The 13,900-nt window shown below is 74.2% G+C and carries 15 protein-coding genes; 6 read left to right on the top strand and 9 right to left on the bottom strand.

The genetic code is table 11. The annotated features are described in order from the left end of the window. The first annotated feature begins 32 nt into the window (after positions 1–32). Positions 33–2,468 (top strand): sodium-translocating pyrophosphatase, encoded by a 2,436-nt coding sequence (locus EDD32_RS09145; protein WP_123916859.1) that lies wholly within the window; start codon positions 33–35, stop codon positions 2,466–2,468. 88 nt (positions 2,469–2,556) lie between these two features. Here the strand turns inward: EDD32_RS09145 and EDD32_RS09140 are convergent, their stop codons facing one another. Then, positions 2,557–2,727, bottom strand: coding sequence for a CsbD family protein (locus EDD32_RS09140; protein ID WP_123916857.1), 171 nt, complete (start codon positions 2,725–2,727; stop codon positions 2,557–2,559). Between the two features lie 138 nt (positions 2,728–2,865). Between EDD32_RS09140 and EDD32_RS09135 the strand changes: the two genes are divergently transcribed. Continuing rightward, the gene (locus tag EDD32_RS09135; RefSeq protein ID WP_246006058.1) at positions 2,866–3,609 is read left to right on the top strand and encodes a glutamine amidotransferase; all 744 of its coding nucleotides are present in this window, start codon (positions 2,866–2,868) and stop codon (positions 3,607–3,609) included. 123 nt (positions 3,610–3,732) lie between these two features. On the opposite strand, the gene EDD32_RS09130 is transcribed toward EDD32_RS09135, so the two are convergent. Next, a complete protein-coding gene (locus tag EDD32_RS09130; protein ID WP_123916855.1) occupies positions 3,733–6,309 on the bottom strand; it encodes an ATP-dependent Clp protease ATP-binding subunit in 2,577 nt (858 codons plus the stop codon). Positions 6,310–6,630: 321 nt separating this feature from the next. Here EDD32_RS09130 and EDD32_RS09125 point away from each other — a divergent pair, with 321 nt between their 5' ends. Beyond that, the gene (locus tag EDD32_RS09125; protein ID WP_123916853.1) at positions 6,631–7,065 is read left to right on the top strand and encodes a hypothetical protein; all 435 of its coding nucleotides are present in this window, start codon (positions 6,631–6,633) and stop codon (positions 7,063–7,065) included. Further along, complete coding sequence (locus EDD32_RS09120) at positions 7,065–7,262, top strand: helix-turn-helix transcriptional regulator (protein ID WP_123916851.1); 198 nt, start codon at positions 7,065–7,067, stop codon at positions 7,260–7,262. The genes EDD32_RS09125 and EDD32_RS09120 overlap by 1 nt, the downstream gene beginning before the upstream one ends. An 8-nt stretch (positions 7,263–7,270) precedes the next feature. Here the strand turns inward: EDD32_RS09120 and EDD32_RS09115 are convergent, their stop codons facing one another. Genes EDD32_RS09115 through EDD32_RS09105 form a run of 3 tightly spaced genes read right to left on the bottom strand, consistent with a single transcriptional unit; the run spans position 7,271 to position 8,644 of the window. Next, positions 7,271–7,840 carry an O-acetyl-ADP-ribose deacetylase gene (locus EDD32_RS09115; protein ID WP_123916849.1) on the bottom strand — a complete coding sequence of 190 codons (570 nt, stop codon included), beginning with the start codon at positions 7,838–7,840 and terminating at the stop codon, positions 7,271–7,273. Between the two features lie 47 nt (positions 7,841–7,887). Beyond that, complete coding sequence (gene dtd / locus EDD32_RS09110; protein WP_123916847.1) at positions 7,888–8,313, bottom strand: D-aminoacyl-tRNA deacylase; 426 nt, start codon at positions 8,311–8,313, stop codon at positions 7,888–7,890. 4 nt (positions 8,314–8,317) lie between these two features. Then, positions 8,318–8,644, bottom strand: coding sequence for a DUF2516 family protein (locus tag EDD32_RS09105; RefSeq protein ID WP_123916845.1), 327 nt, complete (start codon positions 8,642–8,644; stop codon positions 8,318–8,320). A gap of 33 nt (positions 8,645–8,677) precedes the next feature. Between EDD32_RS09105 and EDD32_RS09100 the strand changes: the two genes are divergently transcribed. Then, a complete protein-coding gene (locus EDD32_RS09100) occupies positions 8,678–9,115 on the top strand; it encodes a QcrA and Rieske domain-containing protein (RefSeq protein WP_123916843.1) in 438 nt (145 codons plus the stop codon). Here the strand turns inward: EDD32_RS09100 and EDD32_RS09095 are convergent. The 4 genes from EDD32_RS09095 to EDD32_RS09080 form a co-directional block, all read right to left on the bottom strand. Then, a complete protein-coding gene (locus EDD32_RS09095) occupies positions 9,112–10,284 on the bottom strand; it encodes an FUSC family protein (RefSeq protein WP_123916825.1) in 1,173 nt (390 codons plus the stop codon). The two genes, EDD32_RS09100 and EDD32_RS09095, sit on opposite strands and share 4 nt — an antisense overlap. A gap of 69 nt (positions 10,285–10,353) precedes the next feature. Beyond that, entirely contained in the window at positions 10,354–11,493 is a 1,140-nt protein-coding gene (gene ygfZ / locus EDD32_RS09090) for a CAF17-like 4Fe-4S cluster assembly/insertion protein YgfZ (protein WP_246006057.1), read from the bottom strand. 5 nt (positions 11,494–11,498) lie between these two features. After that, positions 11,499–12,092, bottom strand: coding sequence for a heme-binding beta-barrel domain-containing protein (locus EDD32_RS09085; protein WP_123916823.1), 594 nt, complete (start codon positions 12,090–12,092; stop codon positions 11,499–11,501). A 24-nt stretch (positions 12,093–12,116) separates the two neighbouring features. Beyond that, positions 12,117–12,842 carry a hypothetical protein gene (locus EDD32_RS09080; RefSeq protein WP_123916821.1) on the bottom strand — a complete coding sequence of 242 codons (726 nt, stop codon included), beginning with the start codon at positions 12,840–12,842 and terminating at the stop codon, positions 12,117–12,119. Between the two features lie 153 nt (positions 12,843–12,995). Between EDD32_RS09080 and EDD32_RS09075 the strand changes: the two genes are divergently transcribed. Beyond that, positions 12,996–13,712 (top strand): winged helix-turn-helix transcriptional regulator, encoded by a 717-nt coding sequence (locus EDD32_RS09075; protein WP_123916819.1) that lies wholly within the window; start codon positions 12,996–12,998, stop codon positions 13,710–13,712. Positions 13,713–13,900 lie beyond the last annotated feature (188 nt).

The raw sequence follows: 13,900 nt of genomic DNA, 5'->3' as shown, positions 1-13,900 counted from the left end.
CGCCCGCCACCACTGTCGACGACGGGGTTGCCATGTACGCAGACCTCCGGGCGGCCGAGGGCGCACCGCTCCAGGCCGTGTTCGGACCGTTCGAGATGACGGCCCTCTGGGTCATCCTCGCCATCTCCCTGCTGGCACTGGCCTTCGCGTACAAACTCGTGCGGGAGGTGCTCGGGGCGCCGCAGGGCACGGTGAAGATGATCGAGATCGCCGGCGCCATCCAGGAGGGCGCCCGCGCCTACATGGCCCGCCAGATGCGCACGGTGTCGTGGTTCATCCTCGTCCTGGGTGTGGTGCTGTTCTTCGCCCTGCCCGTCGCCGCCGACGCCGCGCACTCGGAGCTGGTCCTGCGGGCGGGCCGGTCCCTGGCGTTCGTCCTCGGGGCGGCGTTCTCCGCGCTGACGGGCTACGCCGGGATGTGGCTGGCCGTGCGCGCGAACGTGCGCACCGCCGCCGCGGCCCGCGAGAGCGGCGCTCGGCGCGCCATGCGGGTGGCCTTCCGCGCCGGCGGTGTGGCCGGGATGTTCACCGTGGGCCTGGGGCTGCTCGGCGCCACCGTCATCCTCCTCATCTACCAGCAGGACGCCACCGCCGTCCTCGTGGGCTTCGGCTTCGGCGGCGCGCTGCTGGCGATGTTCATGCGCGTCGGCGGCGGCATCTTCACCAAGGCCGCCGACGTCGGCGCCGACCTCGTCGGCAAGGTCGAGCAGGGCATCCCCGAGGACGACCCCCGCAACGCCGCCACCATCGCCGACAACGTCGGCGACAACGTCGGCGACTGCGCCGGCATGGCCGCCGACCTCTTCGAGTCCTACGAGGTCACCCTCGTCGCGGCCCTCATCCTCGGCGCGGCCGCGTGGTCCGGCTCCGCGGCCGGCGCCATCGCCGGGGTGATGTTCCCGCTGCTCGTGCGCGCGGTCGGCGTCCTCACCTCGATGGTGGGCATCGTCGCGGTGAACCCGCGCGGCGACGACGAGCACGGCATGCGGGCCATCAACCGCGGCTTCTTCCTCTCCGCCGGCCTCTCGGCCGCCGCGGTGCTGGCCCTGTCGGGCTGGTACATGCAGGACCTGCGACCCGCCGTCGCCGTGATCCTCGGCCTCGTCCTGGCCAGCGTCATCCAGGTCCTCACCCAGTACTTCACCGATGCGCGGTACCGCCCGGTCAAGGAGGTCGCCGAGTCCACGCGCACCGGACCCGCGACGACGATCCTGTCCGGCTTCTCACTCGGCCTGGAGTCGACCGTCTGGGCCATCCTCACCATCGCGCTGGTGATCCTCTCCGCGTTCGCGATGGGCGACGGCGCCGCCGAGGCCCTGTACTTCATCTCCCTCACCGGCATGGGCATGCTCACCACGGTCGGTGTCATCGTCTCGATGGACACCTTCGGCCCCGTGGCCGACAACGCCCAGGGCATCGCCGAGATGTCCGGGGAGTTCGAGGGCGAGGCCGCCCGGTCCCTCGGCCGGCTCGACGCCACCGGCAACTCGACCAAGGCGATCACCAAGGGCATCGCCATCGCGACCGCCGTCATCGCCGCCACCTCCCTGTTCGGCTCGTTCGAGGAGGCGCTCCGCGCGGCCGGGATGCAGTTCGACGGCATCCGGGTCGACCAGCCCGACGTGCTGGTCGGCCTGCTCATCGGCGGCGCGGTCGGCTTCCTCTTCTCCTCGCTGCTCATCCGCGCGGTCTCCCGGGCGGCCGGCGAGGTCGTCGTCGAGGTGCGCCGGCAGTTCCACGACGAGCCGGGGATCATGACCTACGAGGTCCGTCCCGACTACGCCCGCGTGGTGGACCTGTGCACGAAGCGGTCGCTGCACGAGCTGCTCACACCCGGCCTGCTGGCCGTGCTCACACCGGTGGCGGTCGGGTTCGCGCTCGGAGCCGAGGCGCTCGGGGCGTTCCTGGCCGGCTCGATCCTCACCGGGCAGCTGCTCGCGGTCATGCTGTCCAACGCCGGCGGCGCCTGGGACAACTCCAAGAAGTACATCGAGGACGGCCACCTCGGCGGCAAGGGCTCCAGCCAGCACGTGGCCGCCGTCATCGGCGACACCGTCGGCGACCCCTTCAAGGACACCGCCGGCCCGTCCCTCAACCCGCTCATCAAGGTGATGAACCTCGTCGCCGTCCTCCTGGCGCCGCTCATCGTCTCGGTCCAGGGCGACGGCGTCGTCCGGGCGGTCGTCACCGTCGCTGTCCTCCTCGCGCTCGGGGCGGCCATCAGCCGGTCCACCCGGCAGCCGCCGGTGGACCTCCTCCGCCCGGCCGGTCCGTCGCGGCGCCCTGTCGTCCCGGACTCCCCCTCGGGCGCACCGGGCGCGCCGGCGGCGGCCGGGGCGGGCCCGGAGGACGGTCCGGCGGACGCCGGGGCGGACGCCGGGGCGGATGTCCGGGCGGGCGGTGCCGCCAGGGCCGGGGCCACCGCGACCGGCGACCTGCACCACGGCGAGAGCGCCCGGCGCCGGTAGGCGACCCGGGACACGGACGGGCCCCGCGGGATCACTCCCGCGAGGCCTCGCCACCCTTGCGATGAGGGCGGTGTGTCGAGCGTTCTCGCTACTTGAAGGCGTCCTTGACGTTCTCGCCGGCCTGCTTGATGTTCGCGCTGGCCTGGTCGCCCTTGCCCTCGGCCTCGAGCCGCTCGTTGTCGGTCGCCTTCCCGGCGCCCTCCTTGACCTTGCCGCCCGTCTCCTCGGCAGCGTTGCGGATCTTGTCGTCCAAGCCCATCTCGTGCTCCTCGTCCTCGGTCGGCCCCCTGCGGGGATGCTTCTCACGCTACGTCCGCCCCGGTGACCCCGCATCCGGAGGACACCCGTTCCCGGGACACGGGGGCGAACGCCGGGCTCGGTGGTGTTCACTCTCCCCGTGCCCACCAAGCCCTTTGCGCTGCTCGCCTCGCGGAGCGAGGACGCCGCCGCCGACGGCGAGTACGCCTCGTTCCTCCGGCTCACCGGCCTGCGCGCCGACGAGCTGGTCAGGATCCGGATGGAGTCGGGGCGGTTCACCCCGCTCGACCTCGACCGGTTCGCGGGGACCTTCCTCGGCGGCAGCCCCTTCACGACGTCGGTGCCGGCGGAGCACAAGAGCGACGACCAGCTGCGGATCGAGGCCGAGCTCGACGTCGTCCTGAGCGAGATCCACGAGCGGGACCTGCCCTTCCTCGGCACGTGCTTCGGCATCGGGGCGCTGGGCCGGGTCGCCGGCGGCGTCGTGGACGGCACGTACGCCGAGAGCACCGCCGCCGTCGAGATCAACCTCACCGACGAGGGCCGTGACGACCCCCTGCTCGCCGGGATGCCGCCGACGTTCGCCGCCTACGTCGGCCACAAGGAGGCCTGCACGGTCCTGCCGCCGGGCGCGGTGCTCCTGGCGCGGTCCGAGGCCTGCCCGGTGCAGATGTACCGCTTGGGCCGCAACCAGTACGTCACCCAGTTCCACCCGGAGACCGACCGCGACGCTGTCATCACCCGCATGAGCGTCTACCGCCACGCCGGGCACTTCCCCGCCGAGGAGTTCGAGTCGGTGGTCGTGCGCGTCAGCGGCGTCGACGTCACCGACTCCCACGAGGTCGTGCGCGCCTTCGTCCGGCGCTACGCCCGACCCGCCTGACGGGCGTCCCGGGTACGCCGGGGAGCCGCGAGGGCCAGCAACGCCCGAGGGCCAGCAACGCCCGAGGGCCAGGACGCCGAAAGGGCCCGGCAGCCGTGGCTGCCGGGCCCTGCCGGACCGTGCTCAGTGCTCGGGCTGGAGCTGCCCGCCCCCGCCCGCGCCGCCGCCGTCGGGCGCCGTCGGCATGTCGCGCTGCTCGATCGTCGAGCCGTGACCGACCGCGACGGGCTCGGGCTTGCGGATCTCGCCCACCTTGACGCCCTCGAAGGTGAACTGGCCCAGCAGGCCCTCACCCTCGGCGTCGACGATGATCTTCTGCCCGGCCTTGATCTCGCCGAACAGGATCTTCTCCGACAGGACGTCCTCGATCTCACGCTGGATCGCGCGCCGCAGCGGCCGGGCGCCGAGGACCGGGTCGTAGCCACGCTCGGCGAGCAGCTCCTTCGCCGCCGAGGTCAGCTCGATGGTCATGTCCTGGTCGCGCAGGCGGCCGTCGAGACGGGCGATCATGAGGTCGACGATCTGGATGATCTCGGCCTCGGAGAGCTGCGGGAAGACGATGACGTCGTCCACGCGGTTGAGGAACTCGGGCCGGAAGTGCTGCTTGAGCTCCTCGTTGACCTTCGTCTTCATCCGCTCGTAGCTGTTGGACAGCTCCCCGCCGGCCTGGAAGCCGGTGAGCAGGCCCTTGGCGATGTCCCGGGTCCCGAGGTTCGTGGTCATGATGATGACCGTGTTCTTGAAGTCCACGACCCGGCCCTGGGAGTCGGTGAGGCGGCCGTCCTCGAGGATCTGCAGGAGCGAGTTGAAGATGTCGGCGTGCGCCTTCTCCACCTCGTCGAACAGGACCACCGAGAACGGGCGGCGGCGCACCTTCTCCGTGAGCTGGCCACCCTCCTCGTACCCGACGTAGCCGGGGGGCGAGCCGAAGAGCCGCGAGACGGTGTGCTTCTCGGAGAACTCGGACATGTCGAGCTGGATGAGGGCGTCCTCGTCCCCGAAGAGGAACTCGGCGAGCGCCTTGGCCAGCTCGGTCTTGCCCACGCCCGTGGGCCCCGCGAAGATGAACGACCCGCCGGGGCGCTTGGGGTCCTTCAGGCCCGCGCGGGTGCGCCGGATCGCCTGGGACAGCGCCTTGATGGCGGTGTCCTGGCCGACGATGCGCTTGTGGAGCTCGTCCTCCATGTGCAGGAGCTTGGACGACTCGGCCTCGGTGAGCTTGAACACGGGGATGCCCGTGGACATCGCCAGCACCTCGGCGATCAGGTCCTCGTCCACCTCCGCGACGGCGTCGAGGTCGCCGTTCTTCCAGGCCTTCTCCCGCTCGACCCGCCGCTCGCCCAGGCGCTTCTCGTCGTCGCGCAGACGCGCGGCGCGCTCGAAGTCCTGGTCGTCGATCGCGGACTCCTTCTCGCGGCGGACCTCGGAGATCTGCTCGTCGAGCTCGCGCAGCTCCGGCGGGGCCGTCATGCGGCGGATGCGCAGGCGCGCGCCCGCCTCGTCGATGAGGTCGATGGCCTTGTCCGGGAGGAACCGGTCCGAGACGTAGCGGTCGGCCAGGGTGGCGGCCGCCACGAGCGCCTCGTCGGTGATGGAGACGCGGTGGTGCGCCTCGTAGCGGTCGCGCAGGCCCTTGAGGATCTCGATGGTGTGCGCGAGGGTCGGCTCGGCCACCTGGATCGGCTGGAAGCGCCGCTCCAGGGCGGCGTCCTTCTCGATGTGCTTGCGGTACTCCTCGAGGGTGGTCGCCCCGATGGTCTGCAGCTCGCCGCGCGCGAGCATCGGCTTGAGGATCGAGGCGGCGTCGATGGCGCCCTCGGCGGCCCCGGCCCCGACGAGGGTGTGGATCTCGTCGATGAACAGGATGATGTCGCCGCGGGTGCGGATCTCCTTGAGGACCTTCTTCAGCCGCTCCTCGAAGTCGCCGCGGTAGCGGGAGCCGGCCACGAGCGAGCCGAGGTCGAGGGTGTAGAGCTGCTTGTCCTTGAGGGTCTCGGGCACGTCGCCGCGCACGATGTCCTGGGCCAGGCCCTCGACGACGGCGGTCTTGCCGACGCCGGGCTCGCCGATGAGGACGGGGTTGTTCTTCGTGCGGCGCGAGAGCACCTGCATGACCCGCTCGATCTCCAGGATGCGGCCGATCACCGGGTCGAGCTTGCCCTCGCGGGCGGCCTGGGTGAGGTTGCGGCCGAACTGGTCGAGCACGGCCGACCCGGCCGGCTGCCCCTCGGTGGGTCCCCCGGCGGCCACGGGCTCCTTGCCCTGGTAGCCGGAGAGCAGCTGGATGACCTGCTGGCGCACCCGGTTGAGGTCCGCGCCGAGCTTGGTGAGGACCTGGGCGGCGACGCCCTCGCCCTCGCGGATGAGGCCGAGCAGGATGTGCTCGGTCCCGATGTAGTTGTGGCCCAGCTGGAGCGCCTCGCGCAGGGACAGCTCGAGGACCTTCTTGGCGCGCGGGGTGAACGGGATGTGGCCCGACGGGGACTGCTGTCCCTCGCCGATGATCTCGGTGACCTGCGCACGCACGGCCTCGAGCGAGATGTCCAGGGCCTCGAGCGCCTTCGCGGCGACGCCCTCACCCTCGTGGATGAGGCCGAGGAGGATGTGCTCGGTGCCGATGTAGTTGTGGTTGAGCATCCGCGCCTCTTCCTGGGCGAGGACGACCACCCGACGGGCACGGTCGGTGAATCTCTCAAACATGTGCACTCCTCACGGGCGGCTACCTCGGCCGGGGCCCGGCAGCGACCGGTCTGGGCAGCGTTCGTCAAGGCTAACGGCGAGGGGGCGGCACCACTGCCCGTGTTCGCCACCGGCGTGACGACCCCGCTCCGGGTCGCGGTGACTCCGGAACGCGACGAGGCGGCCGCTCCGCCCGGCACCCGGGTGGGTGGCGGGCACCTCCGCCACCGACGCACTGTGAAGGGCGCTTGACATGAGGTGCCAAGCGAGCTTGACTGTGATGACGTCAAGCGTGCTTCACACAGCCCGCCGTCCCGCACCGACCTCACCCTGGAGAGGCTCATGAGCACCGCATCCCGCACGGACCGTCGGGCCCCGACCCGCGCCTACGCCCTCGCCGCCCTCCTCGCCCTCGTCCTGGCCGCCGCGCTCGGCGCCCTGGCCGGCCTGTTCCGGGGTGACGACTTCTGGCTGGTGGCGGGAGTCTTCGCCGCCTCGACGCTGGGGCCGTCCGCCGCACTGTCGTGGTTCCTGCTGGTCGCGCGCCACGTCGTCGTCGAGGACGCCCACCCGGAGGAGAACGTCGAGCGGCAGTGGCTGGACCGCGCCGCGAGCAGCGCGCTGATGGACCTGGTCGTCGCCGCGGGCGTGGCCCTGGTCGCCCTGTCGGTCACCGGCCTGGAGACCTCGGGGTCCACGGTTCTCGTGGCCGTCGTCGTGCTCGGCCTCGCCGACCTGACGGTCCGCTACCTGACCATCTCCCGCCGGCAGTCCTGATGGACAACGACATCGCGGCGCGGCGCGGGGAGCGCGGCTGGTCGCAGGCCCACCTGGCCGAGCTGCTCGGCGTCTCGCGCCAGACGGTCATCTCCATCGAGCGCGGCCGGTTCGACCCCAGCCTGCCGCTCGCGTTCCGGCTGGCCGCCGCGTTCGGGTGCCGGATCGAGGACCTGTTCGACCCGCCCGAGGGGTGACCGCCGCCTCAGCCCAGCTCGCGGCTGAAGACCCGCAGGACCTCCTCGTCGTGCAGGACGAACCGGACCAGCTCCACGGGCGTGAGGCCGACGGCGCGCTCCTCCAGGCCGCACACGTCGGCGCCGTCGCGGTTGTCCTGCGCGGCGGCGAAGGAGCGCACGGCGCCGACCGCGACCCGGGCCACCTCGGCGGGGTCCCAGCCGTACGCGCCTGCTCCCACGGCCGGGACGGCGACCTCGCGGGCGCCGACCTCGGCGGCGACGACGAGCGCGGAGGTGAAGCACGAGGCGAGCAGCGCGGGGTCGTCCTGGCCGCGGTGCCGGTTGGGCCCGACGGTGTGGATGACCCAGCGTGCCGGGAGGCGGTGGCCGGCCGTCGGCACGGCGCTGCCGACGGGCAGGCCGTCCGGCAGCTCGGTGCGGCGCAGCTCCATGCACTCCTCGAGCAGCCCGGGACCGGCCGCCCGGTGGATGGCGCCGTCGACCCCGCCGCCGCCCATGAGCGAGGAGTTCGCGGCGTTGACGACGGCGTCGACGTCCTGACGGGTGATGTCGCCGAGCACGGCGTCGATCCTCATGCCCCGATCCTGCCGTGACGGGCCGGTCCGGTGCGAACGGCTGTGGATCAGACGTCGACGAGGACGGTGACCGGCCCGTCGTTGACGAGCTCGAGGGCCATGTCCGCGCCGAACCGGCCGGTCGCGACCTCGACGCCGCGCTCGCGCAGCGCCGAGACGACCGCGTCGACGAGGGGCTCGGCCACCGGCCCGGGGGCGGCAGCGTTCCAGGTGGGCCGGCGGCCCTTCCGGACGTCGGCGTACAGGGTGAACTGGGAGACGACGAGCACCGGGGCGGCCGCATCGGCCACGGAGGCCTCCCCCCGCAGGATCCGCAGCTCGGCGATCTTGCGGGCCAGCCGCTCCGCCTGCTCGGCGCCGTCGTCGTGCGTGACGCCGACGAGCGCGACCAGCCCGGGCCGGGTGACCTCCCCGACCACCTGACCGCCGACCCGCACCGCCGCGCGGGTCACCCGCTGCAGGACGGCCCGCACCGGGCTACCAGCCCCGGCCCTGGCCCTGGCGCGGCGGCCGGTAGCCGCGCACGGCGGGCCGCACGTCGGCGAGGTAGACCGCGGCGGGCACGACGGCGACGAACTGCAGGAAGCCGCCCATGAGGCCCAGCCCCAGCGGGGGCGGGATGGCGATGAAGCCGATGGCGGCGGCGACACCCGTCAGGGCCAGCCAGAAGTTCTTGGTGCGCTTGTCCGCGGCGAGGAACGCGGGCGCCGGCCGGGTCGCGGCGTCGACGAGCGCCCACACCTCGAGGGCGAACATGATCACCGCGAGCAGCAGGAAGATGAGGAGCTGGACGTTTCCGAGCACCCACAGAGCCTAGCGGCGCGGCACGATGTCCTCATGACTGCCGCAGACGCCCCCACCCGCCGCACGTTCCTCGTCGCCGGCGCGGGCGCGCTGGCCGTCCCGGTGCTCGCCGCGTGCGGCGCCGCCGAGCCCGCCGGGACACCCACCACCGGCCCCGCCACGGGCACCGCCGCCGCGCCGACCCCGCTGGCCTCCCTGACCGACCTCGCTCCGGGCACCGCCGTCGTCGTCGAGCCCGCCCCCGGCGAGGGCGTGGCGGTCGTGCGCGACGAGGCCGGCGACGTCCACGGCCTCTCGGCGGTCTGCACCCACCGGGCGTGCCTCGTCGCCGCCCGGGGCACCGAGCTGGTGTGCCCGTGCCACGGATCGACGTTCTCCACCACCGACGGCGCGGTGCTCGCCGGACCGGCCACCCAGCCGCTGCCGCCGGTGGAGCTGCGCGTCGAGGGCGACGACGTGCTCCTGGGCTAGGAGTCCTCGGCGAGCTCGCCGGTCGCCTCGCCGTGCGACATGCCGGTGATCTCCAGCGCGTCCACGGCCAGGGACCTCAGCAGGGAGACGAGGGTCTGGCGGCGCCAGCCCTCGGCGTAGGCCTCCGGCGCCAGCGCCGCGGCGACCTCCTGCAGCAGCGCCCGGGCGTGGTCGGGCGGGTCACCGCGCCCCACGGCGGCCGCGAGGGAGCCCATGGCGACGGCGAGCGTCTCCACGTGCCCGGCGACGTCGGGCGCGGGTCCCTCCTCCTCGACGGCGACGACGGCGCGCCGGGCCACCACCCGGGCGTTGCGCATGGCGCGGTCGGCCAGGACGGCCGCCCGGCTGAGCTCCGCGACGGTCGTCCGCTCGCCCCGCACGACCGGGTTGACCCGGACCATCTCACGGGCGCTGCGCATCGCCGAGGACCAGGCGTCCAGGCTCGGCTGCGACGCCCGGCCCATGGTGAGGGCGTCCGCGGCGACCTGCGGGTCGCCGGCGCGCAGGCCCCGGGCGAGGGTGGCGAGCATCGTGGCGAGCTGGTCCAGCGCGGTACGGGCCAGGGCCCGTGATCGGCCGACGACGTCGGCGGGCACCAGCGCGGTGACGAGCAGCCCGAGCGCGGCGCCGACGAGCGCGTCGGACCAGCGGCCCAGGGCACCGTCGGTGACCATCGTCGTCGGCATGGCGACGATGACGACGCTCTGGACGCCCGCCTGCGTGGTGAGCAGGGGACCGCGGTCGATGAACCGCGCCGCGAGCGCGGCGAGCAGCAGGACGACGGCGATCTGGACCGCCCCGGTGCCGAAGACCTGGACGAAGACCTCCCCCAGCCACACGCCGATCGTCACCCCGGCCCCCAGCTCGGCGGTGCGGCGCAGCTGCCGGTCCTGGCTGTGGCCCAGCACGATCCACGCCGCGATGGGGGCGAACATCGGCAGCTCGTGCCCGAGGAGCTCGTGCGAGACGAAGTAGGCCACGCCCGCGGTGACGGCCGCGGTGAGGACGGGCACGAACCCCTCCCGGACCCGCCGGGTCCCCAGGCGCGAACGCACCCCGAGGAAGACCTTCCACCGGCGCAGGTCCATCGACTGCCCGAGGCCCGCGGCGACCAGCCGGGCCGCCTGCTGGGGCCGGCCCGAGCCGTCAGAGCCCTCGGGCCGGGTCACCGCCGCGGGCCGCCGCTCACGGTGGCGCGGTGTGGCTCCCGGCCGCCGCTCACGGTCGCCGGCCCCGGCTCACGGCCGCAGGTCGCGGCGGAGCAGGCCGGCGCCGGGGCGCTCGGCGGGACGCACGTCGGTCGTCCCCGCGGGGTCGACGACGATCTCCTGCGCGGCGGCCACCCCGCCGGCGTCGAGCACGGCGTCGGCCGGGACGGAGCGCTTGACCACCGCGAGGGCTACCGGGCCGAGCTCCTCGTGGCGCACCACCGTGGTGAGCCGGCCGACGCTGCGCTCCCCCAGTCTCACGTCCGCGCCCGGGTCGGGCAGGAGGTGGTCGGAGCCGTCGAGGTGGAGCATCACCAGGCGGCGCGGCGGCCGGCCGAGGTTCACCACCCGGGCCACGGTCTCCTGGCCGCGGTAGCAGCCCTTGCTCAGGTGCACGCCGGTGCGCAGCCAGTCGAGCTCGTGCGGGATGGTCCGCTCGTCGACCTCGGTGGCCAGCCGCGGTCGCCACGCCTCGACGCGCAGCGCCTCCCACGCCCAGGTGCCGGCGAGCCGGCCGGCGGTGCCACCGTCCGCCGGCGGCGCGCAGAAGGCGTCGACGACGGCGGCGAGGTCGGACCGCGGCACGAGGGTCAGGCCGCGGTGGATCTCGGTGCCGGGGTGCTCGGCGTCGGGCGGGCCGTAGTGCGTCGAGCCCGGTGCGGTGCGCGGCCACGGGTCGCGCCACGTGAGGATCTGCGGGGTCAGTCGCGCCCAGCCGCCGGCGGCGGTGCCCAGGACGGCGACGTCGGTGCGTACCTCCACCTCGACCCGCAGCATGAAGCGCATCTTGTCCAGGAACGCGGCGAGGGCCTGCGCGTCGGCGGCCTCGGTGACGAGCCAGGTCCGCTCGCCGTCGTCCTGGACCGCCGGGGCGTGCTCGACGTGCCCGTGGACGTCCAGGAGCAGCATCTCCGTCGCGGCCCCGGCCTCGAGGCCGAGCAGCAGCTGGGAGCTGAGGGTGTTGAGCCACGTGATGCGGTCCGGGCCCGAGACGGTGACGACGCCGAGGTGGGACAGGTCCACCACCCCGCGGCCGCGCGCGAGGGCGCGCTGCTCGTGCACGGGGTCGCCGTGGTGCAGCGCCACGCCGCCGTCCGGCCCCGACGCCGCCACGGCGCCCGGCCGTGACAGCAGCGGGCTGCGGTGGGCCGGTGCGTCGGTGGCGTCCACGGTCCTCAGCCGTCCTGCCGGGAGAGGCGCCCGGAGGCGTAGGACTGCAGCTCGTTGCCGAAGGCCGCCAGGTCCATCGCCCACATGAGGTCGTGCTGGACCAGGCCGTAGGTGCGCCGGGCGCCGGCCACCTCCGCCGCGGTGGCGGTGCGCACCACCGCGTCCGTGGCGAGGTCCACGCGGGCACCGCGCACGGCGCCGAGGTAGACGCTGAGCTGCCCCGCCGGGTCGGCCACGAGCACCTCGAGCTCGGTGGCGCTGCGGGCCTGCCCGTCGGGACCGTCGTCGCCCGCCGCGGTGGGGACCGGGCGCCAGTAGGACGTCTCGGTGGACCACTGCTGCCCGGGCACGAGGGCGCTCGCCCCCTCGGACCCGGTCATCTCCTGGGCGATCTCCCCCGAGCGGGACCGGTCGGCGAGCCAGATCGTGCTGCGCGAGCGCAGGTACGGGCCGCCGTCGTGGTCGAACCGGACCTCCTGCACGAAGGCCTGCTCGGGCACGCCGGGGTAGCCGAGCATGCCGAAGCCGCGCCAGCTGCCCAGCAGCCAGGCAAGCGGGAGGCACTCGGGGGCGAGGTCGTCGGGGATGGTGAAGGCCATGCTCCCAAGGCTAACCCGCGTACCTCAGGCGGCGAGGAGCCGGCTGACGAGGTAGACCGGCACACCGACGACGAGGACCGGGAGGAGGGCTGCCGCCAGGGCGGGGCGCAGCCGCCGCGAGGCGGGGAACCGGCCGAAGAGGACGTGCAGGGCGGAGGTGAGGATCCCCGCCGCCAGGCCGACGAGCAGCCCGGGCACGGGTCCGACGTCGTCGAGCAGGAGCACGCCCGCCAGCAGCCCGGCGAGCCCGCCGGCGGCCGGGGCGAGCAGGACGACCGTGCGGGCGGTGACCGGGACCGTCGTCACCGCGGCCGCGGCGGCGATGGTGGCCGCGCCGGTGACGACCAGGGCCGGGGAGGACCCCGAGGTCCCGACGGCGACCCAGCCGGCCGCGGAGACGACGACGACGGCGCCGCTGACAACGCCCGAGACCGACTCGGTGAGGCGGGGGCGGCCGTCGCGGCGCAGCATCTGGTGGACGAAGGCGGCGACGACCGCCAGACCCATGACGATCCCGAGCACCGCCACGGTGCTCGTCAGGGTCACGGCGAGGGCCGCCACGGCCACCCCCGCGACGACGACGACGGCGCCCCGGTGCGTGGGGAGGTCGACCAGCCGGGACCACCCGGCGGCGAAGACCAGGGACAGTCCCAGCACGACCCCGGCGAGCAGCCCGTCCGCGGCGAAGCCGGCGAGCGCGACCGCGGCGGCCCCCACCGAGGTGACGGCCGCCCTGGTCGAGGCGCCCATCACAGCCGCCACCCCGGCTGGGCGGCACGGGTCGGCGATGAGGCAGGCACGCGGCGATTGTCGCAGACCCTGCCGTGTCCGCCTGCTGCACCCGCGCGGAGGGGCGTCCCGGGCGGGCACTACAGTGACCCCTCGTACAGAAGGGGGAGTCCTGTGGCGCAGCTGCTGTTGCTGACCCCGGAGCCGGGAGGGGCGGCGCGCGCGCTGCCGGCCCTGACCCTGCTGGGGCACCAGGTGCTCGTCGCACCACCGTCGCCGTCGTCCGTGGTGGACAACCTCGAGGTCGCGGCGGTGCTGCTGGACGCCCGGCGCGACCTCGTGGCCGCCCGCACCCTGTGCCGCCTCCTCGCCGGGCCGATGGAGGCCCCGCCGGTCATCCTCGTCCTCGCCGAGGGCGGCTTCACCGCGGTGTCGACGACGTGGGGGGCCGCTGACGTCGTCCTGGAGAGCGCAGGACCGGCCGAGGTCGAGGCCCGGCTGCGGATGGTCGCCGAGCGCACCAAGGACGAGGCCGCGGAGGTCGCGCCCGAGCAGCTCGAGGCCGGCGAGCTCGTCATCGACGCCTCCGCCTACACCGCCCGGGTGCGGGGCCGGACGCTGGACCTGACGTACAAGGAGTTCGAGCTCCTCAAGCATCTCGTGCAGCACCCGGGCCGGGTGCTCACCCGCGCCCAGCTCCTCCAGGAGGTCTGGGGCTACGACTACTACGGCGGCACCCGCACGGTGGACGTGCACATCCGGCGCCTGCGCGCGAAGCTCGGCTCCGAGCACGACCAGATGATCGGCACGGTCCGCAACGTCGGCTACCGGTTCGACCCGCGCGGCCTCGACGCCACCGACGCACCGGTGACGTCGCCCGCGACCGCCTGAGAGCCGCCGCCCGGCACGCACCGGACCGCCGGTCGCCCTCGTGGTAGCCCGCCACCCCGAAACGCCGCCCGGCACGCTCCGAGCAGCGCCGCCACGCCGCCCGACCAGCGCGGACCCGGCTCCCTGGGCACGTGCGGACGAGGTGTCGTACAGTGGTCGCGACGCCGGGTCGCGAAAGCCCCGGGCTC

Source organism: Georgenia muralis, from assembly GCF_003814705.1.
Classification (GTDB): Bacteria; Actinomycetota; Actinomycetes; order Actinomycetales; family Actinomycetaceae; genus Georgenia; species Georgenia muralis.
This window is presented reverse-complemented; position numbering and strand designations above follow the sequence as displayed.

Bases quoted from the DNA above. Each gene is read 5' to 3' on its own strand.
- EDD32_RS09145 (WP_123916859.1), top strand. From the start codon at position 33: ATGTACGCAGACCTCCGGGCGGCCGAGGGCGCACCGCTCCAGGCCGTG.
- EDD32_RS09140 (WP_123916857.1), bottom strand. From the start codon at position 2,727: ATGGGCTTGGACGACAAGATCCGCAACGCTGCCGAGGAGACGGGCGGC.
- EDD32_RS09130 (WP_123916855.1), bottom strand. From the start codon at position 6,309: ATGTTTGAGAGATTCACCGACCGTGCCCGTCGGGTGGTCGTCCTCGCC.
- EDD32_RS09125 (WP_123916853.1), top strand. From the start codon at position 6,631: ATGAGCACCGCATCCCGCACGGACCGTCGGGCCCCGACCCGCGCCTAC.
- EDD32_RS09120 (WP_123916851.1), top strand. From the start codon at position 7,065: ATGGACAACGACATCGCGGCGCGGCGCGGGGAGCGCGGCTGGTCGCAG.
- EDD32_RS09115 (WP_123916849.1), bottom strand. From the start codon at position 7,840: ATGAGGATCGACGCCGTGCTCGGCGACATCACCCGTCAGGACGTCGAC.
- EDD32_RS09100 (WP_123916843.1), top strand. From the start codon at position 8,678: ATGACTGCCGCAGACGCCCCCACCCGCCGCACGTTCCTCGTCGCCGGC.
- EDD32_RS09085 (WP_123916823.1), bottom strand. From the start codon at position 12,092: ATGGCCTTCACCATCCCCGACGACCTCGCCCCCGAGTGCCTCCCGCTT.
- EDD32_RS09080 (WP_123916821.1), bottom strand. From the start codon at position 12,842: ATGGGCGCCTCGACCAGGGCGGCCGTCACCTCGGTGGGGGCCGCCGCG.